Raw genomic sequence first — 21,237 nt, 5'->3', positions numbered from 1 at the left:
ATACCCGCCTCCACTGTTGACTGGCAGAATCGGCAACTGGCGACTCACAAACGATAATTGAGCGTGTAAATCACTGAATGCATTGCTGTGTGGCAATATCGCAGCGATTTCTCGCCATCACGACACAGAAAGCCCCGTAGCAAGGCTACGGGGCTTTCTGGATGACGCTTGTCCTTTTGAGCTCAGACACTTCGCGCCTCACTCACGACGAGACAGGGTCTCAGGCTTCGGCAGGTGCATAGGAGCCATCTTCACGATGGACTTCCTTGCCGGTCAGGCCCGGGGTGAACACACAGGCCAGGTGCATGGTCTTGGTGGCACGCAGCAGGTGATCGTCATGCTCGTTGAGGATATAGATGTCGCCCGGCTTGATCGGCCAGATCTTGCCATCGGCCAGGGTTTCGACCTCACCCTCACCTTCCATGCAATACACCACTTCATAGTGATGCTTGTAATGGATGTGGGTCTCGGTGCCTTCAAAGATGCGAGTGATGTGGAACGAACACTTGCCACCATCTTCATCGAGCAGCAGGCGCGTGCTATCCCAGTTACCATTCTCGGCCTTGACCAGACGATCGGTGCCACGGGCTTCTTCAAGATTACGAACGATCATGTGTTTTCCTCACTAGGCTGCCTGATATCGACAGCTGACAGATGGCGATTACCGTAACGAAGGGGTGACCTGAATGGGCAATCGGTGGGGATGGCAAGCCGAGGCTCGCCAACGACCCGCGGGCCGCCGATGACCGGGCGTCCGCGGGGAAGACAGTGTTACTTGGTCAGCACTGCGGCAGCGCTTTCCTCGATGATATCGAGGGCTTCCAGCAGGTCTTCGTCACGGATGGTGAGCGGGCACAGGCACTTGACGACCTGACCGGAGTGACCACTGGTCTCGATGATCAAGCCCTGCTCGAAGCAGCGTGAGGTGATGGCATCGGCCAGTTCACCGTCACGGACATCGATACCACGCATCAGGCCACGGCCCTTCTCGTGGGCTTCAAAGCCGTTCTCGCGGGCCTTGGCGGCAATCTTCTGGAAGCGGTCTTCGACGATACGGCCCTTGCGCTGGATATCGCGCTCGAACTTGTCATCACTCCAGAAGTGACGCAGCGCGGCGGCGCCGGTCACGAAGGCCAGTGCGTGGCCACGGAAGGTGCCGTTGTACTGGCTCGGCTTCCACTGGTCCAACTCGGGACGCATCATCACCATCGCGAACGGCACACCTGAGGCAGACAGCGATTTCGAGTTGCAGACGATGTCCGGCACGATGTTGGCGTGCTCGAAGCTGAAGAACTTGCCGGTACGACCACAACCCGCCTGGATATCATCGACGATCAGCAGGATCTTGTGCTCCTTGCACAATGCATCCAGACGCTGGAGCCATTCGATGGAAGCCGGGTTGATACCCCCCTCACCCTGCACGGTCTCGACCAGTACTGCTGCCGGGCGATCCAGGCCGCTGGAGGAATCCTTGAGCAGCTTGTCGAGATAGGCAACGGTATCGATGCCCTCACCCATGTAGCCATCGTAGGGCACGAATTGCGCACCCTGTGCCGGCAGACCGGCCGCATCACGGAACTTGGCGTTACCGGTGGTAGCCAGCGCCCCCATGGTCACACCATGGAAGCCGTTGGTGAACGACACGATGTTGTGGCGGCCGGAGACCTTGCGTGCCAGACGAATGGCAGCTTCGACCGCGTTGGTGCCGGTCGGCCCCGGGAAGTGGACCTTGTAGTCCAGGCCACGCGGCTTGAGGATCACTTCCTCCAGCGCTTCGAGGAAATCGCGCTTGGCGGAAGTCCACATGTCCAGGCCATGGATGATGCCATCATTGCTGATGTGATCGACCAGCGCCTTCTTGAGTACCGGATGGTTATGCCCGTAGTTGAGCACACCGGCACCGGCGAGGAAATCGATGTAGCGCTTGCCGTCCTCGGTGAACAGGTGGGCATTCTGCGCCTTGGTGAAAACGGTCGGGAAAGAACGCGAATAAGTGCGTACCTCGGATTCCATCTGTTCGAGAATCTGCGTATTCATGCTGTCACCTCCCTGGTGATGGATGGCCGCGTACTGAAATGGCCATACCAGAATGTAAAGACGATCCAACGAATGACACTGACCCCGACTCACTCACACATGGGGTCAGCAGGAGATGCCACAACCTTCCTGTCGTGAACATCTGCCGGACGGGACGTGATTCTTCTCAACGACCGACACAAGAATCATGACGGCATCCCGTCCGGAACTTCTGGCGACTTGCTATTCGCCCGTGCTGCACATGGGCTCTGGCTGCACAAAACCCTTGAGCGCGTCGAGCACTCAGATGTCGCTCGGCAGGAACGGGCCGATGCGCACCAGGTTTTCGGCAAGGTGCTCGCCACCCAGCTGGTCTGAAGAGAAGTATTCACGCGAGTGCAGCGGCACCTGCCAGCGTTCGGCAAGGCGAGTGAACAGTGCCCAGGACGCCTCGTTGTCCGGCGTGATGGTGGTCTCGAGATGACGCACGTGCGCCATTTCGGGACGCTTCATCACGGCTTCGATCAAGCGACGTGCCAGGCCAGTCCCTCGCGCCTTCTCTCCGACGGCGATCTGCCACAGAAAGAAGGTCTGCGGGGCGTCGTTGCGGGTGTAACCGGAAACGAAGCCGACGACCTCACCTTCCTCATCTGTCGCGATGGCGCAGCTGTCACGGAACTGAGTGGCCAGCAAGACGTACGAATACCCTGAATTGAGATCCAGAGGCGGGCAGGCCTTGACCAGCTCGTAGATGCCCCAACCGTCATCGGTAGTCGGCTGACGAATGAACAACGGCGCGCTGGCACGGTTGATCACGGCATCGTGGGTGTGGTGGGCCAAGCCCTGAATCGTGGAATTCATTGTCATGGTTTTCATAAAATATTTCGCAGTTGGCGAATTCGCTATAAACCATAACAAACCGTTATGGGTTGCGCAAACCATAAATTATTCTCGCGAAGCGTATGGATAACGCATGGTTATTCCACCCCTCATGTCGATGAACCTGCATATCGGGGCCAGTACCGGGCCTTGCTCCCGCTGAAGGTTTGTCCCCTCATGACGCAAGATGGCGCCCCGAGGGGCGCCATCTTGTTGACTGGGATGTAGCATCCGGCCGTGATGTTGTGTGGCAGAAGCTTTTCTCTCAATGCCTAGGTCATCGCTGCTTCTGCCCCTCCCGCTTCTTGCTTGCGATGGCGACAATCTGGCCAAGTTCATCATGTCGGCTGAACTGCACCGCGCAATTGCGCCCCTCGTTCTTGGCGGCATACAGTGCCATGTCTGCATTGTGCGATAGCTGCTCACGATCACTACCATGCTGTGGGGCGATGGCAATCCCGATGCTGCAGCCCACTTCCAGCTTGTGCTCTTCATACAGGAAGGGCTTGCCCAGACTGTCGATGATGCGCTGGGCCAGCTGGGCCAGCTCCCCATGGCGTCCCAGATTCGCCTGTATGTCGGCGTTATGGACCAGCACCACGAACTCATCGCCTCCCAGACGCGCGACGAAATCGCCCTTGCGCACCACCTGATTGAGCCGCTCAGCGATCACCTTGAGGGCCACGTCCCCGGCGGCGTGTCCATGGGTGTCGTTGATGGGCTTGAACTTGTCGATATCCAGCATCAGACAAGCCAGCTGCCCGCCTTCCTCATTGACGCTTTCCAGCCAATGCTCGATCCGCTCATAGAAATGCTGTCGGTTGGGCAGCCCCGTCAAAGAATCATGCAGCGCCAGCTGCGTAATGCGCTTCTTGTAGTTGTTGCTCTCGATGATGTTGTACTTGAACTTCTGCAGCGCCCGCGCCATCTGACCCACTTCATTGGTGTGCTGGGTACTGTCGATCACCACGCTGACATCGTCATTGGCCAAGGTATTCATGGTCTGGGTCAGTCGACGTATCGGCACCAGCACGTAACGCCCGAACAGCCACATCGAGATACCGATCAGCACCACGATCATCGCCAACGCCAGGCCATTGACCACCGGGGCTACCGTGGCCAGCAGCTTGAGCGTCTTGCCGACCGCAGAAGAGGTGGCCGCGATCCGCATGCGGCTTTCGTGATCCAGCACCGCCAGTGCATCAAGCGCTGGTGCATCATTGACCTTGACCTGTTGATCGATCTCACGCGGTGAAAGGCCTGCCTGCTCGTCATGTAGCTGGTTGACCTTGTTCAAGCGGTCACTGTAGGACTGGATGACATCGGCAATATTGCGGATGGCACGTTGCTCGGCGGTATTCATGCCCAGCGCACGATACGCCGCCAGGGTCGCGCGCAGCGATTCGATATCCTGCGCCGCCTGCTGACCATAGATGGCGTCACTGCGCAGCACATAATTCTTGAAGTGATGGATCATCTCGCCATAGCCGAGGTCACGGCGCAGATTGGCCACCAGGCGAGCCTTGCCCTTGCCGTTCTCGAGCGGATTGTCGTTATTACGCAGCTCCGCGATGGAGATACGACGCAGGGTATCCAGCCCCGAGACGGCCTGGAAATCGTCGATCTGTACCACCTTGTCGATATCGGCACTTGAACGCCCCTGCTCGATCATCACGCGTATCCTGGGAACCATCATCTCATAGCGACTGATGGTGGCGCGCAGGCCTGCCACCGCCTGTTCTTCCTGCTGGGACAACCCGAGATTCTGATAACGGTTCAAGGCACTGCGAGCGGCACCGATCTCGTTCTGCACCTCGCCGATCAAATCAAGATCCTGACGCAGCACGAGATTCTTGAAATCATGCACCATGCCGCCATAACCCAGAGCCTTGGTCAGCTGGCCCTCCAGGCGCGACTTGTCAGAACGCGCCTGCTGATATTCCTGCCAGTCACGCTGCAGGTCGGACACATTACGGGTAATGAATGCCAACACGATCAGCAACACCAGACCCGCCAAGGCAGAAAGCACACAGATGATGATGTTGATGGTGCGAAAACGCAGGTTGGCCAGACTCATGAAGGCTATCTCTTGACGATGGAAGGAAAGGTTGGACGAACACACGTCACGCCGGACGGCCGTGGGCTGATGCCAGCATGAAAAAGATACTGCCACGATACCAGATAACTCTAATACTTCACTCAGCAACTTCACTGAGCCTCCCTTCATACGCCGCGCGCCCTGGCCTAGATGTCCCAGGCTCGCACCAGATCACCTCAGACCCTGAGAGGCGATGTCGCACGCATAAAAAAATCTCCCACCGAAATTCGATGGGAGATTGCGTTTCTGGCCTGTGCCTGGATCGACCCTGGCATTGGCCTGGTCACATGCCTGAAGCCAGATCCGGCCTCAGCTGTAGTAGGCGTTGGTCGTGTCGGTATGATCGGTGACGTCACGGACACCGGTCAATTCCGGGATACGCTCCATCAGCGTCTTCTCGACACCATCCTTCAGGGTCAGATCGACGGCGGAGCAGCCTTGGCAACCGCCGCCGAACTGCAGTACGGCGACCTGCTCTTCGGTCAGCTGCACCAGCTTGATCTCGCCACCATGAGCCGCAAGCCCCGGATTGATCTCGCTGTAGAGGATATAGTTGATGCGATCTTCCAGCGGGCTATCCGCGTTGACCTTGGGCATCTTGGCGTTCGGTGCCTTGATGGTCAGCTGGCCGCCCATGCGATCGGCATTGAAGTCGACGGTCGCTTCTTCCAGGAAAGGCACGCTGTGCGTGTCGAGATAGACCTTCAGCTTCGGCAGATCCAGGATCTCATCCGTCGGCTCTTCCTCGCCCGGACGGCAATAGGCGAGACAGGTCTCGGCGTATGGAGTGCCCGGCTGGGTGATGAAGATGCGCACGCCGATACCTTCGACGTTCTGCTTCTCGAGCAGCTCGGCAAGATACTCCTGGGCGCTATCGGTAATCTGGATGCTCTCACTCATGGCGCAGAGACTCTCTTGATGTCAGGTGACTAATGGCTCCATGTTAAGGAAAACCTGCTGCACTCGCAATCCTGAGCAAATCACTCGGGTTTGGTGCCCTGCGCGCGACCACTCCCTTTTGGGCTCTCCTGACTGACTCATGTTGCGCATGAATCATGCTCATCGTGACGCTTCTGTAGTCTGATACGATAGCTCCAACTGGCCAAGACGGGGGGTTCTGAGCGAATCCCTCGCCGGCGCCTCTCAATAGCAATGAGTTCGCGCCTGTGGCGCGTGACTTTCTCGGCAAGATGCTGGCTTGGCAAAGCACTGGCTTGGCAAGTTACTGGCCTGGTAGAGAAAGTTGCCCGCCCGGGAAACAACGCGACAGGTCACGTACGCTGGAGTCCGTCATGGCGCAAGCCCAATCCCCTGTTCCTTATTCTCTGTCCTTGCCCGACGCGCTGAGCCAGGCGCTGCAGGAACGCATCCTGATCCTCGATGGCGGCATGGGCACCATGTTGCAGAGCTACGGGCTGGAGGAGGAAGACTTCCGAGGTGAGCGCTTCGCAGACTGGCCCAGCGACATCAAGGGCAACAACGACCTGCTGGCGCTGACCCGACCGGACATCGTCGAGGCGATCCACCGCGCCTACTTCGAGGCCGGCGCCGATATCGTCGAGACCAACACCTTTAATGCCACTCAGCTGTCGCAGTCCGATTACGGCATGCAGGCGCTGGTTCACGAGATCAATCTTGAATCGGCACGCCTGGCGCGCAAGACGGCGGACGCCGTGGCCGCCGAGACCGGGATCCCGCGTTTCGTCGCCGGGGTGCTCGGCCCGACCAGCCGCACCTGCTCCATTTCGCCGGACGTGAATGACCCCGCCAAGCGCAACGTCACCTTCGATATCCTGCGTGACAACTACCGCGAAGCCGCATTGGCGCTCTTCGAGGGCGGCGCGGACCTGATCCTGATCGAGACCATCTTCGACACCTTGAATGCCAAGGCGGCGATCTACGCCCTCGAGGAGCTGTTCGACGAAGGTCATCCGCGCCTGCCGGTGATGATCTCCGGCACCATCACCGATGCCTCGGGGCGTACGCTGTCCGGCCAGACCACCGAAGCCTTCTGGAACTCTGTGCGTCACGCGCGCCCGCTGAGTATCGGCCTCAACTGCGCGTTGGGCGCCGAGGAGCTACGCCCCTATCTGCGTGAGCTGTCCGAGAAGGCCGATACGTTCGTCTCCGCGCACCCCAACGCCGGCCTGCCCAACGAATTCGGTGAGTATGATCAGACACCGGACGAAATGGCCGAGATCATCGGCACCTTCGCCGCTGATGGTCTGCTCAACATCATCGGTGGTTGCTGTGGCTCCACCCCGCAGCACATCCAGGCGGTCAAGCGCGTGGTGGACCAGCACCCGCCGCGCAAGGTGCCGGTCATCGCGCCGGCTTGCCGCCTGTCGGGACTTGAGCCCTTCAACATCCATCCGGACTCGCTGTTCGTCAATGTCGGTGAGCGCACCAATGTCACCGGCTCCGCGCGCTTTCGTCGCCTGATAAAGGAAGAGGATTACAATGCCGCGCTGGAAGTCGCCCTCGAGCAGGTCGAGAACGGCGCCCAGGTCATCGACGTCAACATGGATGAGGGCATGCTGGCGTCACAGGAGGCCATGGTGCGCTTCCTGAACCTGATTGCCTCGGAGCCGGACATCTCGCGCGTACCGATCATGGTCGACTCCTCGAAGTGGGACATCATCGAGGCGGGGCTCAAGTGCATCCAGGGCAAGGCGGTGGTCAATTCCATCTCGCTCAAGGAAGGCGAGGAAAGCTTCCGACAGCAGGCGCAGATCTGTCGCCGTCATGGCGCCGCCGTGGTAGTCATGGCCTTCGATGATGTCGGCCAGGCCGATACCTATCAGCGCAAGATCGAGATCTGCGAGCGCGCCTATCGGATGCTGGTCGATGAAATCGGCTTCCCGGCCGAGGACATCATCTTCGACCCCAATATCTTCGCCATCGCCACCGGCATCGAGGAGCACGACAACTACGGTGTCGATTTCATCGAGGCCACGCGCTGGATTCATGCCAACCTGCCCCACGCGATGATTTCGGGCGGCGTCTCCAACGTGTCCTTCTCGTTCCGTGGCAACAACCCGGTTCGCGAAGCGATTCACTCGGTGTTCCTCTATCACGCCATCCAGGCGGGCCTGAGCATGGGCATCGTCAACGCCGGCCAGCTGGCGCTCTATGACGACCTGCCCCGGGAGCTACGTGACGCCGTCGAGGATGTGGTGCTCAACCGCCGCGAAGACAGCACCGAGCGCCTGCTCGACATCGCCGACAAGTACAAGGGCGATGGCAGCAGCGGCGAGAAGAAGGAAGACCTCGAATGGCGCAGCTGGTCGGTCAACCAGCGCATCGAGCACGCGCTGGTCAAGGGCATCACCGTGTATATCGAGGAGGATACCGAAGAGGCGCGCCTGCAGGCTGCCCGTCCCATCGAGGTCATCGAAGGGCCGTTGATGGACGGCATGAATGTGGTCGGTGACCTGTTCGGCGCCGGCAAGATGTTCCTGCCCCAGGTGGTGAAGTCGGCGCGTGTCATGAAGCAGGCGGTCGCCCACCTGATCCCCTTCATCGAGGCCGAGAAGAGCGGTGAGACCCAGGCCAAGGGCAAGATCGTCATGGCGACGGTCAAGGGCGATGTACACGACATCGGCAAGAACATCGTCGGTGTGGTGCTTCAGTGCAACAACTATGAGGTGATCGACCTGGGCGTGATGGTGCCGGCGGAGAAGATCCTGCAGACCGCCATCGACGAGAAGGCCGACATCATCGGGCTCTCGGGGCTGATTACGCCGTCGCTGGACGAGATGGTCAGTGTCGCGAGGGAGATGCAGCGCCGTGGCTTCGAGTTGCCGCTGCTGATCGGTGGCGCCACCACGTCCAAGGCCCACACCGCAGTCAAGATCGAACCGCAGTACGATCAGCCGGTCATCTATGTCACCGATGCCTCACGCGCGGTGGGCGTGGCCTCGCGCCTGCTGTCGCCGGAACTCAAGGCAGCCTATGTCGATCAGATTCGCACCGAGTACGCCGTGGTGCGCGAGCGCAATGCCAAGCGCCGCCCCAAGGCCGCGGATCTCGACTACCGCGAGGCGCGCAAGCGTCGCTTCCAGACGGATTGGGAGCATTACACCCCGCCGGCCCCGAGCTTTACCGGCCTCAAGGTCTTCGATGACTACGATTTGAATGAACTGGTCGAGCGCATCGACTGGACGCCCTTCTTCATGAGCTGGCAGCTGGCGGGCAAGTACCCGAAGATCCTGCAAGATGAAACGGTCGGGGAAGCGGCGCGTTCGTTGTTTGCCGATGCCAGGGTGATGCTGCGCAAGCTGATCGATGACAAGGTGCTGTTGGCGCGTGGTGTGATCGGCTTCTGGCCGGCCAACTGTGTCGACGACGACACCCTGGAAGTCTACGCCGATGAATCACGCACCCAGGTGGTCGAGCGCCTGCATCATATCCGTCAACAGATGACCAAGAATCGTGATGGCGTCTGTCACAGTCTTGCCGATTTCATCGCCCCGCGTGATAGCGGCAAGCCAGACTGGATCGGTGGCTTCGCCGTGACCACCGGGCATGGCGCGGATGAACTGGCCAGGGAGTACGAGGCGGCTGGCGATGATTACAACGCCATCATGGTCAAGGCGCTGGCGGACCGTCTCGCCGAAGCCTTTGCCGAGCGCCTGCACGAACGCGTACGCAAGGAGTTCTGGGGCTACGACAGCGAAGAAGTACTCGACAACGAGGCGTTGATCGCCGAGAAGTATCGCGGCATTCGTCCGGCCCCCGGCTATCCGGCCTGTCCGGATCACACCGAGAAGGCCACGCTGTTCCGCATGCTCGAACCGGAGACGCATGCCGGCATGGTGTTGACCGAGAGCTTTGCCATGTGGCCGGCGGCCGCCGTCTCTGGCTGGTACTTCGCGCACCCGGAGTCGAAATACTTCTCCACCGGCAAGATTACCCGCGATCAGGTGCAGTCCCTGGCGAGCCGCAAGGCAATGGAGCTTTCCGAAATGGAACGCTGGCTGTCGCCGGTGCTGAGCTACGATCCCGACGCCGATTGATCCCCTCCATCACCCGCCCCGCCGGTTGATGCAGCCAATGTCAGCTTTACGCGCCTCACCTCTCAGGAGATGGGGCGCGCTGTCGTCTGAGGGGCGATGTCTTCAGTTTGCCGAGCGCGCTATCATGGCGCTCTTCCTTGTCTGCTGTCGTGAGTCGCCCGTGCTGCCGTTGTCACTGCTTTGTTTATCACTGCTCTGTTTGTCGCTGTTCTGTTCATCGCAGCCCAGTTCCCGGGTTTCCCGCTTGTCAGCCGCCTACGAGGCTCTTGACTCTTCCGGCTCTTCTCACCTTTCCGACTCCCCACGTGGGAGCGTCTGATGCTGGGGGATCTTGCGCGCAACACACGAATTCTGAAGCTGGCGCTGCCGATCATCGGGGCGATGCTGTCGCAGAGTCTGCTCAACCTGATCGACGCGGCACTGGTCGGTAGTCTGGGCGAGACGGCGCTGGCGGGTGTGGGGATCGGTGGCTATGCCATGTTCATGGTCACGGCGCTGATCTTCGGGCTGTCCTCCGCCGTCCAGGCCCAGACCTCGCGACGCTTGGGCGAGGAAGCGCCTGAGCGTTGTGGCGAAGGCCTGAATGCCGGTCTGGTGCTGGCATTGTCGATCGGCATCCCCGTCACCCTCGCCTGCCATCACTGGGCTGAGCCGCTGCTGTCGCTGATCAATGACCAGCCCGGCGTGCATGAAACCGCCGCCTCGTATTTCCAATGGCGCGTGCTGGGGCTGATACCGGTCGCCATGGCGTTCTGCTTCCGAGGCTTCTGGAATGGTCTGCAGCGCACCGGCATCTATCTGCGCATCATGTTAATCACCCAGACGGTCAATGTCGTGCTCAGCATCATCCTGATCCACGGTCTGTTCGGCGCCCCGCAGATGGGCGCGGATGGCGCCGGGGCCGGAACGACGCTGTCCCTGCTGGTCGCATTGGCACTGTGGATCAAAGCGACGCTGAGCGAGCGCAGTCTGCACGGTGTCCTGCATGCCTGGCCGCCGATGACGCATTACCTGACGCTGCTCAAGCTGGCGGTGCCCCACTCCTTTCAGCAGCTATGGTTCGCGGCGGGCTACGCGATGCTGTTCTGGATACTCGGTCAGATCGATGCGGCAAGTGTCGCGGTCGGCCATGTGCTGGTGAATCTCTCCCTGCTGCTGATTTTGCCCGGGGTCGGGCTTGGACTGGCCGCCATGAGTCTGGTGGGCCAGGCACTGGGCAGCGGCGAGCATGAAGAGGCCCATCGCTGGGGGTGGGACACCGTGCGCGTGGCACTGCCGTGTCTGCTGTTGCTGGGTTTGCCGCTGTGGGTCGCGCCGGAAAGCGTGCTCGGGCTGTTCCTGCATCGCCCGCAATTGATCGAGCTGGGCCTGCTGCCGCTGCAGATGACGGCCGCCATGATCGTGCTCGACTGCACCGCCATCGTGCTGGCCCAGGCACTGCTGGGCGCCGGCGCCCATCGCACAGTGATGCTTGCCACCTTGAGCCTGCAGTGGCTGATCTTTCTGCCCACGGCCTGGTGGTGGGGCGTCCATCAGGAAGGTGGCCTCGTCGCCATCTGGGCGATACAGCTCGCCTATCGCCTGCTCAACTCGCTCGTCTTCGGGCTTATCTGGCAGCGTAGGTCGTGGCAGACACTGCGCATTTGAGGTCTTACAAGAGCCACTTCAGATCTTGACTAACGCTTCAACCGTCTATGTGTCTCCACAATGTCCGTGATTAACTCTCTTTTTTTGCATCATAACGGAAATTTCTAATACAGTGATATTCGTTTCTTAATCGTTGAAGACTGGTAGATGACAGGCTTCAATATGGGCAGAAATTAGTATCAGGTTATCGTATCATGACTGAAATGTAAGGAAGTGTAACAAAAAGAGAGGGGGGGGGGGATATGACCACTTTAACCAACAGCACCAGATGGCTGCAGCAAGGTTCGCGACGACTTTTAACCCTATTTTGCTGCTTGGCCATAAGCGGAATGGTCAATGCCTATCCTATAAACAACCCGCTTGCTCTCAAAGACAACACACTTAACCTAGTTGGCAAGGCTACGAAGCCTCAAGACTCACTTGCAGTCACCTTCGTCAATCCCGGACTTCAGGGAGAACGTTTCTGGGATATGGTGACCGACACCATGCAGGCAGCTGCCAACGATCTAAATATCACCCTGGAAGTCGTCTATGCACAGCGCAACCCATTTCTTCTCAAGAAGCTTGCTCTTGAAGCTTTAGAGGGCCCAAATCCCCCTGATTATCTGATACTGGTCAATGAAGAGCAGGCTGCGACTGAGCTGTTGACGACAGCGGATAGCAATCACACGCATGTTATAATGCTGTTGAATGGCCTAACACGTGAGCAGGAACTGGTACATGGAACGCCTGGAACTATCCATCCTGCGTGGATCGGCAGTGTCATCCCTGATAACTATACTGCTGGCAAGCGCATGGCTACCCAGCTGATCAAAGAAGCTCGAAAGATAGACCCCACGAGGCCGCTGCGTGGACTCGCCCTGATCGGCGATACACTGACCCCGGCCTCGATCGCACGAAACAACGGTATGGTGGCCGGATTTGCACAAGACGAGACCGTTCAGATAGACCGCATCCTCGAAGCGCGCTGGAATGCTCAGGATGCTCAACACCTTACTGGGGAATATCTCGAGTGGATCAACGGCTCTAGCGGTCATAATGATCTGATATGGGCAGCGAACGATGCCATGGCCCAGGGGGCAATCCTTGCGATCGAAGCTGCTGGGCTAACGCCGGGTGAGGACGTATTTGTGGCTGGACTCAACTGGTCGCCGGAGGGCATCAGCATGGTGTCAGACCGACGCATGCTGTTAACGGACGGTGGGCATTTTATGGCTGGTGCATGGGCAATGGTGTTGGTGAGGGATCATGCCGATATCGAGGGATGGGCTCCCAGGAATGTCAACTTCCCGATGAGCGCCATCACCCATGACAATGTAGAGCTTTACGGCCCTCTTCTGGAAGTCCCCGACTGGAGAACTGCAAATTTCAAAGCCTTTGGATTACAAGAGTCTCGGGGCATCTATGACTTCGATCCGATGGCGGTACTGATACAGATGGCTGGACAGCAGGAAGAAGCCTCCAAATTGAATCTACGTGCCCCTTCCACCCAGAAGAAGGTTTCACGTTCCAGTGAATCAATGGGCGCCTCTCAGTGAGGATAATCACTGAGAGGTCACATGGCAATTTTATTGCTATTGGTCTTCGCTACGATGACGAAATCATGGGGCCATAATGAGACTAACGCACCTACTCTACCCGCAACGCTTCCTCAAAATGGCTAGGGTAGGCATCGTAACCACATTGATATGTCCCACTTTGCTAGCTCATCAGGCAGAGGCGGAGAGCACCATTCCTTTCAAGCCCATCAAACATGTGGTGTTCCTGAACCCAGGTCATGCTACAGAAACTTTTTGGGCACAGATGATCAAGGCGGCTTCTACCACAGCTTCCTCGTTGGGAATTACATTGGAAATTGTCAATGCCAAGCGCAATACCGACGAATTTATTCGTTTGGGCAAACAGGTAATGATGCGCCAGGATCCCCCTGACCTGCTGATCATCACCAATAATCACGGCCTTGCCATTCCAATACTGGCCACCAGTGACGCCACTGGAGTACCGGTCATGATTGTGCTTAATAGCCTGTCACCTGAGCAACACAAGATCGAGGGCAAACCCCTTGGCCGCCATACCTATTGGTTGGGAAGTGTCTCGCCTGATCATCAGCAAGGTGGCCATGACACCATGCAGGCACTTATAGAACGACACCACAAAGTGTATGGCAAATCTGAAGGCGCTGTTATTGCCCTTGTGGGCGGGCTACACGACGAAGCATCTCGCCTGAGACTACGCGGGGTGCAGGATGCTCTGCGTAAAGCCCCCTATCTATCCGTAGATAGAACATTTCAAGCCAATTGGAATTATGAGGATGCATTCAAGGCAGTGGACCGCTATGTAAAGCGTCAGGACAGTAGCCTGCCACTGCGGAGTATCTGGGCTGCCAGTGACCTGATGGCGATTGCAGCGATAGACGCACTGAAGCTCAATGGCTTGCGCCCTGGTGAGGATGTAATAGTCGCTGGCATGGGCTGGACTCGCGAAGGGACTGATCATCTACGAACCGGTGAAATGGAGGCCAGTGCGGGAGGTGATGCCTTGGCGACTGCCTGGGCACTGGTGTTGCTGGCAGCTGTCCAGCAAGAGGTGATCACGCCAGAAGCGCTTGGCACTCGCTACTACAGCATGGGCCTCGCCACGAGTGCAGCCCCAGATTCTTATCTCGACGAGATCCCGATGGAAGTACTGTCTCTCAAGCCGATGGGGCGGTTGGTAGAGATAGTGGCGACCTTGCCCAACAATGCCGCGCCGTTCCTGCCGCCACCGCCACGCCAAGCCTCCCCTGCCGGTACGCTGGAACATGAGTCTCTGGCCTCTGCCACCGAGGAAGAATAACGCGATGAATGATGCCCCGAAGCTCGCAAAGACTCCCTGTGCGGCGTCCGATAATGATATCGAGTATTCGCCACCACTCATGTGGCGAATACTACGGATACTTGCCCCGCTGGTGTTCGCCATCTGTGCCATCAGTGGAATCGTGAGCTACCATCTGTATGCCAGTACAGCCGTCGAGCACATGCACGATGATCATCGTGAGATGATGAACATTGTGGCTCTGTCGATGCCCGACGCCATTTGGAACTTTGACGATGAGAGAGTCCATGCTTACCTCGAGACTCTCAGCCATCATGATAGCGTCCATGCCGTGCGCTACTTTAATCATGAAGGCAAACTTGTCGAAGAGATTACTAAAAGGGGAACGGCTTTCGAACCCCTCACTCATTCGCAGAATCTTGTCTATCAGAACTCGCTGGTCAAGCAAAGCGTTGGCAGGCTCGAGTTGGAAAGCACCAATGCCCCCATACTTACTGCACGCTATCAAGGCGGAGCAGTTCTGTTCGTGATTGCCCTTACCATTATTCTGTTGATTCTGCTGCTGCTGTCTTGGCAACTCAAGCGTTATGTGGCGACCCCTTTAAGCACGGCGATAGATCACATGCGCCAGCTGGAGGACCAGCATGCCATATTCCATCGAGTTCCCTTCGCCCAATCACGCGAGATTAATAAGGTGATCGTGCAGCTGAACAAGCTTGGGGAGCGTCTTTTCAACATGATGGAAGCTCTACGTCAAAATGAAGAGCGCTATCAGCACTTCTATCGTGACACTCCGGCATTACTGCTAGTGATTGATAATAAGGGCAATGTTCAAGATGCTAGTCAGCTAATGCTGGAGACGATTGGCAGCTCACGTGAGCAACTTATTGGCGTGCCCTTCCATTCAATCATCAATAGTCAGAATGGTAATCAGATCCATCGCCTTAGCACAGCCCTGCAGTTGGGCAGTGCCTGCGATGATCAAGTGATGACTTTGAGATGTCAGCATCAAGACGACCGTCAGGTTCAAGTGGTCATACCAGCAGCCAAAGGTACACAAACCCGAGGTACGATGATGCTTTTGACGGACATCACCGAACTGACACGGACCCAACAACGACTGATGGAACATGAGCTGATTGATCCCTTGACGCAGTTACCCAACCGGCTGTCGCTCAATCACCACTTGAAGCAGTTAATCGCAAGCGACGATGTTTTCGGCCTCTTGCTGGTCAATATCGATCGATTCCATAGCATCAATCATCACCTGGGACCGATGGACGGTGACCTGCTGTTGAAAGAGACTGGTGAAAGACTAAAAGAATGTAACCCTGCCTGGATCGGACGAACAGGCGGTGATGAATTTGTCATGACCTGTGATGTCAAGGACTTACGCCCACTGGTACGCCGGATTCAAACCGCCTTCTCTCATCCGCTACTCAAGTCTGGCGAATCCATCAATCTCAGTCTGAGCATGGCGGGCCTGGAGGCCCAAGCAAATGATGAGAGCCCCAGCCGTTTGATGCGCCTGCTGGAACTTACCGTGGTCGATATCAAACATGAAGGGGGCAATCAATACCGCACCTGCGTCCGTGATAGCGTGCTGGAAGACGGTGAACCGTTGTTCTTGAAGGAGCGCATGATTCGCGAAGCCTTGGCCATGGGATGGTTCCGTCTTTATCTACAACCCATTTTCCGGGCAGCCAGCCCGGACCTCGAAGCTCCTGAGCTGCTAGGCGCGGAAGCATTGATCCGCCTTGAGCACCCAGAACTCGGCCTAGTGCCACCCAATGAGTTCATCCCGGCGGCAGAAAAGACCGGCCAAATCATCGATATCGGTAACTGGGTATTAGAGGAAGCGGCCGTCATTTTAAGTGAATGGCGCAGGATCGGGATCGAGGAGCGCTACCTGTCTGTCAATGCTTCCGTCATGCAGTTCAGGGATCAATGCATGCTGCACCAGCTCGAATCACTCCTCGAACGCTATCCGATTCGCCCCTCGCAGCTGGTGATCGAAGTCACCGAGAACCTGATGCTCGACAGTAAAGACAGCCTACTCTGTCAATTGCATGCCATACGCAAATTGGGTGTCAACCTCTCGCTGGATGATTTCGGGACAGGATTCTCATGCCTCTCCTATCTGCATGATCTTCCTTTTGGCATTTTGAAGGTCGATCGTTCCTTCGTCATGAATGTCGAGACCAGTCATCGGGACAGGGAGCTGGCACAGATCATCGTCGCAATGGCACGATCATTCGGCATGCAAGTCGTCGTCGAAGGGGTCGAGAAGCGGGGGCAAGCCGAAATCTTCAGGGATATGGGCGTCCACGCCTTCCAGGGCTACCTCTTCGGTCGCCCGATGCCGCAGCAGGCCTTCGAGACGCGCTTTCATGCCAATGCGGATGCACGCGTCAGCCTGCTGAAACCTGTCAGAAGCGCACCAGGTACAGGCAATGACCTGGGCTGATGTCAACTATTCTGCGCAAGCTTGGTCTGCGGCAGGCCCGTACCTGTCGTGAGACCCCGGGCAACATGGCCAGACGCCTTACCCTCCTGCGGCTGGTATTTTCTTTTTCGCTGCTGGTAGGCAAACTCAACGCGCCCTTCTTAATAACGTCATCATCGAAAACTATGAGGATTTATTCTTTTAAAGAATAAAGAATAGAGGGTATGGTGGCTTCAGCATCAACAAGATTCGCATCAGTGGACGATCACCTGATGCCCGACCGCAGGACACCCCTGACATGTATCGCTATGACACCTACGACCAGACACTGGTCGACGAGCGGGTAGCTCAGTTCAAGGACCAGATGGATCGCTATCTGGCGGGCCGTCTGGGAGATGAAGAATTCCGCCCTCTGCGCCTGCAGAACGGCCTCTACATCCAGCGTCATGCCCCGATGCTGCGTATCGCCATTCCCTACGGCATGTTGAGCGCTGTCCAGCTGCGCACCATGGCGGCCATCAGCCGTCGTTATGACCGTTCCTATGGACACTTCACCACCCGCCAGAATCTGCAGCTGAACTGGCCGAAGCTGGAAGATGTCCCGGCGATTCTCGCCGAACTGGCTCAGGTCGAAATGCATGCGATCCAGACCAGCGGCAACTGCATCCGCAATACCACGACTGACCAGTTCGCCGGTATCGCGGAAGACGAGACAGTCGATCCGCGTCCCTGGTGTGAGCTGATCCGTCAGTGGTCCACGCTTCACCCGGAATTCGCCTATCTGCCGCGCAAGTTCAAGATTGCCGTCACTGGTGCCAGCGCCGACCGTGCTGCCATCCAGGTCCACGATATCGGCATTCGTCTCAACCGCGCCGACGATGGCAGCGTCAAGGCCACCATCCTGGCGGGTGGCGGTCTCGGCCGTACGCCGATGGTCGGCGACATCGTGCGCGAAGACCTCGACTGGCAGCACCTGCTTACCTATCTGGACGCCATCGTGCGTGTCTACAACCAGTGGGGCCGTCGCGACAACAAGTACAAGGCGCGCATCAAGATCCTGGTCAAGGCACTGGGAATCGAGGAATTCCGTCGTCGCGTCGAGGAAGAATGGGCCCACCTCAAGGATGGCCCGGAAACCCTCACCGACTCCGCCGTCACCAAGGCGACCAGCTACTTCCCCGAGCCTGAGCGTCGTGAAGTCAGCGCCGAGGCCATCGAGGCCTATGAAACCCTGCGCCGCGAGAACCGCGCCTTCGCGCGTTTCGTGACCAACAACGTCGTCGGCCACAAGGTGCCGGGCTACAAGGCCGTCACCCTGTCGCTCAAGCGCCGTGAACTGGCCCCGGGTGACGTCACTGCTGACCAGATGGACGCTGTGGCTGACCTCGCGGAGCAATATGGCTTCGGTGAACTGCGTGTGACACACGAGCAGAACCTGGTGCTGTCAGACGTGCCTGTCGATGAGCTCGAGACACTCTGGAAGGCGCTGGAAGAACTCGGCATGGCCAACCCGACCGTCGGCACGCTGGCGGACATGATCTGCTGCCCGGGTGGCGATTTCTGCTCGCTGGCCAATGCCAAGTCGATTCCCATCGCTCAGGCACTGCAGGACCGCTTCGAAGACCTCGACTTCCTGTACGACCTCGGCCCGCTGGACCTGAACATCTCGGGCTGCATGAACGCCTGTGGTCATCACCACGTCGGCAACATCGGCATCCTAGGTGTCGACAAGAAAGGCCAGGAGTTCTACCAGGTCTCGCTGGGCGGACGCAGCGATGACAACGCCACGCTCGGCAAGATTCTCGGCCCCTCCTTCAATGCCGAAGACATGCCGAACGTCATCGACAAGGTGCTGCAGGTCTACGTCGAGCAGCGTCTGGAAGATGAAGTCTTCGTCGATACCTACCACCGCATCGGCATGAAGCCGTTCAAGGAGCGGGTCTATGCCTGAGGTGACTGCACAAATGACATCAGCACGTGAATTGACCGATCAGCGCCAGGGTGGCGTCATCCGTCAGAATCAGCTGGTGAGCGAAGATGCCTGGCAGGTCGTGCGTCTGGATGAAGACGGCAATCTACCGAGCTATCAGCAACCTGCCCTGCTACCGCTGGCAGAATGGCAGGCGCTGGTCGCCGCCGGTGAAGGTTCTGATCATCTGGCGCCCTGGCTTGCCAGTGACACCGAGCTCACGCCCGAGCTGGGCAAGGCACTGGCGGACGCACCACTGCTGGGGGTCGACTTCCCGAACTTCAATGATGGCCGCGGTTACACCATTGCCCGCCTGATGCGTGAGCGCTTCGGCTACCAAGGTGAGATTCGCGCCATCGGTGACGTGCTGGTGGATCAACTCCACTACATGAGCCGTTGTGGCATCAGTGCTTTCGCCCTGCGTGACGATCAGTACGTGGAAGATGCCTTGCATGCGCTGAGCTCGTTCAGCGTCAGCTACCAGAGCGGTGTCGACCAGAAGACGCCGCTGTTCGCGCGTCGTTGATCGCCCGCTCTTGATCACTCACTGCTTCTGCCTTCGGATAGACACGGGATAGAAGGCAATCGCAGCTAAGTGAACCAAGCAAAAGCCCCGTCCAGGATGGTCTCCCGGGCGGGTTTTTTTTCGTGCCGGATGGTTAGTCTCTGCAGTGTCTTGCCTGACGTTTCGTCTCAGTCGCCTGAGCGGCTCTTCAGCCGGCGACGACCGTGGAAAGCAGTGCCATCCCTCCCACCAGCAGTGCGGCCATCACCAATCCCACCACCAGAAAGTCCAGCGCATGGCCGTGCTCGAAATCACGCTTGCGATTGGCCTCCTTCTGGACACCAAAGAATGCTGCCAGTACGGATTTGACTTCATTGATCATGATCGCCTCCTGGTCGGTGACCTCACGCAATTCATCATCAGGGCACAGGGTTGTCTGAAGACAGGGGGGGGGCCGGGGTAGAGTTGACTGGAGACAGCACAGGATGCTCGCGCGCATTCCAGCAGAGGGAGCTATGCTCAACTCAACTCAGGTTGCGAAGCCTGTGCCACTAGACACCAGTCACTATCACTATTGGTCACAATAACGCCAAACACCAGCCGCCCCGCCGGTATTTTCCCCAAGGTCTGCACTCATCAGCTATCAGATACCATGAGACAGGAGTCCGGAATGCCAATCGCCAATCAACCGATGCAGCCTTTCGCTGCCATGTTCAGCACCCCACTGCCCTGGATGAATCGACCCGATGACCTCGTGCATCCCCTTGCCCCCTTGATGCGTTGTCAGCAGGTATGGTGGAGCCTGAGCCTCAAGGCATATGAGCAGGAGATCGAGTTTATTCGCATGTGGCAGACCAAGAGCATGGAAATTGGCCAGTGCCTGCTATCCACCGGGTTCGTTGACCCTCACGAGTCGAAGGAGTGCCTGACGGAGATCGTCAGTGATGTACAGGAACATACCGTCAAGCGCCTGCAACGCCTGCAAGGCCTGACAGACGAATTGAAGGAAGCCATCTGGGAAGAGATCTAGGGCGCAGCTCTGGGCCTGGGGCCGGTGGGAGCGTTGCCCAAAGGCCCTTGTCGACAACAGGCTAGCGGTGTCGTCGCCAGGTCAGCAAGCCACCAAGCCAATAAGAAGACGTCAGAAGATCTATCGGGGTAGATAATCCATCGGTTCCAGGTGAGCCAAGCGAGAAACGCACAACGCCCAGCACTTCTTGAAGGCTGGGCGTTGTGCGTTTCTCGCTTGCAGGCCTGATAAAGCCATTGCGAGGCGCGAGCCACTGCATGACTCAGGTGATAGCTCTTGGCTTGCTCAGAGCGTAGCGCAGGACAAGTCAGGCAAGACGAGGGCTTACTCTGAATCCGCTTTCCCATTGAATGCCTCAAGCTCTCGCAGCCATGTCTGGGCGGCCTCGCGATCGAGATCGAATTCCGCGATCAGGCTTTCGAGTCGCGCCACGAACTCCTCATCACGCTTCTGGGCGCGCGCCTCGTCAGCGTCGTGGTTCGACTCGGCGGCGGGGGCAGGCTGAGAAGAGCGATCCAACGCATTCAGCTCTTCTGCCAACGCCTTTTCGAGCTCATCAAAGAGAGCACGCTGCTTGCGAGCACTGGCAATGATCTTTTCATCATGTCGGTTCATGCACGATTTTCCACTTTTGATCTTGTCGACAACAAGAAGACAACGCTATGAGTTCACTGCAAGACGATGAGCGACAATTTGACTTGCAGCTTATGCACGACACCTTCAACACTCGACCGGCGCGCCTCAAATCAAGATGTTAGCGAGCCTCTTCTGGACAGCCATCGATAAATGACAGATATCTTCTTGAAAGCCATACA

General features: G+C 57.9%; 15 protein-coding genes. 8 read left to right on the top strand and 7 right to left on the bottom strand.

Annotated elements, in window-relative coordinates:
• Positions 1 to 220: 220 nt before the first annotated feature.
• From QQF40_RS07075 to nfuA, 5 genes are all read right to left on the bottom strand, one after another.
• Positions 221 to 613 carry an ectoine synthase gene (locus QQF40_RS07075; RefSeq protein ID WP_285460828.1) on the bottom strand — a complete coding sequence of 131 codons (393 nt, stop codon included), beginning with the start codon at positions 611 to 613 and terminating at the stop codon, positions 221 to 223.
• 158 nt (positions 614 to 771) lie between these two features.
• The gene (ectB, locus tag QQF40_RS07070) at positions 772 to 2,037 is read right to left on the bottom strand and encodes a diaminobutyrate--2-oxoglutarate transaminase (protein ID WP_285460827.1); all 1,266 of its coding nucleotides are present in this window, start codon (positions 2,035 to 2,037) and stop codon (positions 772 to 774) included.
• Positions 2,038 to 2,319: 282 nt separating this feature from the next.
• Positions 2,320 to 2,877, bottom strand: coding sequence for a diaminobutyrate acetyltransferase (ectA, locus tag QQF40_RS07065; protein ID WP_285460826.1), 558 nt, complete (start codon positions 2,875 to 2,877; stop codon positions 2,320 to 2,322).
• Positions 2,878 to 3,172: 295 nt separating this feature from the next.
• Positions 3,173 to 4,972, bottom strand: coding sequence for a sensor domain-containing diguanylate cyclase (locus QQF40_RS07060; RefSeq protein WP_285460825.1), 1,800 nt, complete (start codon positions 4,970 to 4,972; stop codon positions 3,173 to 3,175).
• Positions 4,973 to 5,302: 330 nt separating this feature from the next.
• Positions 5,303 to 5,893, bottom strand: a complete 591-nt coding sequence (gene nfuA / locus QQF40_RS07055; RefSeq protein WP_175088784.1) for a Fe-S biogenesis protein NfuA — start codon at positions 5,891 to 5,893, stop codon at positions 5,303 to 5,305.
• A 392-nt stretch (positions 5,894 to 6,285) separates the two neighbouring features.
• Here nfuA and metH point away from each other — a divergent pair, with 392 nt between their 5' ends.
• The 7 genes from metH (at position 6,286) to QQF40_RS07020 (ending at position 19,413) form a co-directional block, all read left to right on the top strand.
• Positions 6,286 to 10,011: a methionine synthase gene (gene metH / locus QQF40_RS07050; RefSeq protein WP_285460824.1), complete on the top strand. Its 3,726-nt coding sequence runs from the start codon at positions 6,286 to 6,288 to the stop codon at positions 10,009 to 10,011.
• 318 nt (positions 10,012 to 10,329) lie between these two features.
• Positions 10,330 to 11,658: an MATE family efflux transporter gene (locus QQF40_RS07045; protein WP_285460823.1), complete on the top strand. Its 1,329-nt coding sequence runs from the start codon at positions 10,330 to 10,332 to the stop codon at positions 11,656 to 11,658.
• Between the two features lie 242 nt (positions 11,659 to 11,900).
• On the top strand, positions 11,901 to 13,196 hold the full coding sequence (locus QQF40_RS07040) for an ABC transporter substrate-binding protein (protein WP_285460822.1): 1,296 nt from the start codon (positions 11,901 to 11,903) through the stop codon (positions 13,194 to 13,196).
• Positions 13,197 to 13,272: 76 nt separating this feature from the next.
• The gene (locus QQF40_RS07035; RefSeq protein WP_285460821.1) at positions 13,273 to 14,493 is read left to right on the top strand and encodes an ABC transporter substrate-binding protein; all 1,221 of its coding nucleotides are present in this window, start codon (positions 13,273 to 13,275) and stop codon (positions 14,491 to 14,493) included.
• A 4-nt stretch (positions 14,494 to 14,497) separates the two neighbouring features.
• Positions 14,498 to 16,939 (top strand): putative bifunctional diguanylate cyclase/phosphodiesterase, encoded by a 2,442-nt coding sequence (locus QQF40_RS07030; protein ID WP_285460820.1) that lies wholly within the window; start codon positions 14,498 to 14,500, stop codon positions 16,937 to 16,939.
• Positions 16,940 to 17,216: 277 nt separating this feature from the next.
• Positions 17,217 to 18,869 (top strand): nitrite/sulfite reductase, encoded by a 1,653-nt coding sequence (locus QQF40_RS07025; RefSeq protein WP_285460819.1) that lies wholly within the window; start codon positions 17,217 to 17,219, stop codon positions 18,867 to 18,869.
• Positions 18,870 to 18,882: 13 nt separating this feature from the next.
• Positions 18,883 to 19,413, top strand: a complete 531-nt coding sequence (locus tag QQF40_RS07020) for a DUF934 domain-containing protein (protein WP_285460818.1) — start codon at positions 18,883 to 18,885, stop codon at positions 19,411 to 19,413.
• Between the two features lie 187 nt (positions 19,414 to 19,600).
• Here the strand turns inward: QQF40_RS07020 and QQF40_RS07015 are convergent, their stop codons facing one another.
• The gene (locus QQF40_RS07015) at positions 19,601 to 19,774 is read right to left on the bottom strand and encodes a DUF2970 domain-containing protein (RefSeq protein WP_082388754.1); all 174 of its coding nucleotides are present in this window, start codon (positions 19,772 to 19,774) and stop codon (positions 19,601 to 19,603) included.
• 288 nt (positions 19,775 to 20,062) lie between these two features.
• Between QQF40_RS07015 and QQF40_RS07010 the strand changes: the two genes are divergently transcribed.
• Positions 20,063 to 20,422, top strand: a complete 360-nt coding sequence (locus tag QQF40_RS07010; protein WP_285460817.1) for a hypothetical protein — start codon at positions 20,063 to 20,065, stop codon at positions 20,420 to 20,422.
• 324 nt (positions 20,423 to 20,746) lie between these two features.
• Here QQF40_RS07010 and QQF40_RS07005 read toward each other — a convergent pair whose 3' ends face one another.
• Entirely contained in the window at positions 20,747 to 21,037 is a 291-nt protein-coding gene (locus tag QQF40_RS07005; protein WP_285460816.1) for a hypothetical protein, read from the bottom strand.
• Positions 21,038 to 21,237: the final 200 nt, after the last annotated feature.

Origin of the sequence: Cobetia sp. LC6 (genome assembly GCF_030264805.1) — a bacterium.
Lineage (GTDB): Bacteria > Pseudomonadota > Gammaproteobacteria > Pseudomonadales > Halomonadaceae > Cobetia.
Note: the sequence above shows the minus strand (reverse complement) of the source record. Positions and strands in the feature narration are given on the sequence as shown.

Coding starts and splice junctions, on each gene's coding strand:
- QQF40_RS07060 (WP_285460825.1), bottom strand. CDS start 4,972: ATGAGTCTGGCCAACCTGCGTTTTCGCACCATCAACATCATCATCTGT.
- QQF40_RS07040 (WP_285460822.1), top strand. CDS start 11,901: ATGACCACTTTAACCAACAGCACCAGATGGCTGCAGCAAGGTTCGCGA.
- QQF40_RS07025 (WP_285460819.1), top strand. CDS start 17,217: ATGTATCGCTATGACACCTACGACCAGACACTGGTCGACGAGCGGGTA.
- QQF40_RS07030 (WP_285460820.1), top strand. CDS start 14,498: ATGAATGATGCCCCGAAGCTCGCAAAGACTCCCTGTGCGGCGTCCGAT.
- QQF40_RS07075 (WP_285460828.1), bottom strand. CDS start 613: ATGATCGTTCGTAATCTTGAAGAAGCCCGTGGCACCGATCGTCTGGTC.
- QQF40_RS07020 (WP_285460818.1), top strand. CDS start 18,883: ATGACATCAGCACGTGAATTGACCGATCAGCGCCAGGGTGGCGTCATC.
- QQF40_RS07010 (WP_285460817.1), top strand. CDS start 20,063: ATGCCAATCGCCAATCAACCGATGCAGCCTTTCGCTGCCATGTTCAGC.
- nfuA (WP_175088784.1), bottom strand. CDS start 5,893: ATGAGTGAGAGCATCCAGATTACCGATAGCGCCCAGGAGTATCTTGCC.
- QQF40_RS07005 (WP_285460816.1), bottom strand. CDS start 21,037: ATGAACCGACATGATGAAAAGATCATTGCCAGTGCTCGCAAGCAGCGT.
- ectB (WP_285460827.1), bottom strand. CDS start 2,037: ATGAATACGCAGATTCTCGAACAGATGGAATCCGAGGTACGCACTTAT.
- QQF40_RS07035 (WP_285460821.1), top strand. CDS start 13,273: ATGAGACTAACGCACCTACTCTACCCGCAACGCTTCCTCAAAATGGCT.
- metH (WP_285460824.1), top strand. CDS start 6,286: ATGGCGCAAGCCCAATCCCCTGTTCCTTATTCTCTGTCCTTGCCCGAC.
- ectA (WP_285460826.1), bottom strand. CDS start 2,877: ATGAATTCCACGATTCAGGGCTTGGCCCACCACACCCACGATGCCGTG.
- QQF40_RS07045 (WP_285460823.1), top strand. CDS start 10,330: ATGCTGGGGGATCTTGCGCGCAACACACGAATTCTGAAGCTGGCGCTG.
- QQF40_RS07015 (WP_082388754.1), bottom strand. CDS start 19,774: ATGATCAATGAAGTCAAATCCGTACTGGCAGCATTCTTTGGTGTCCAG.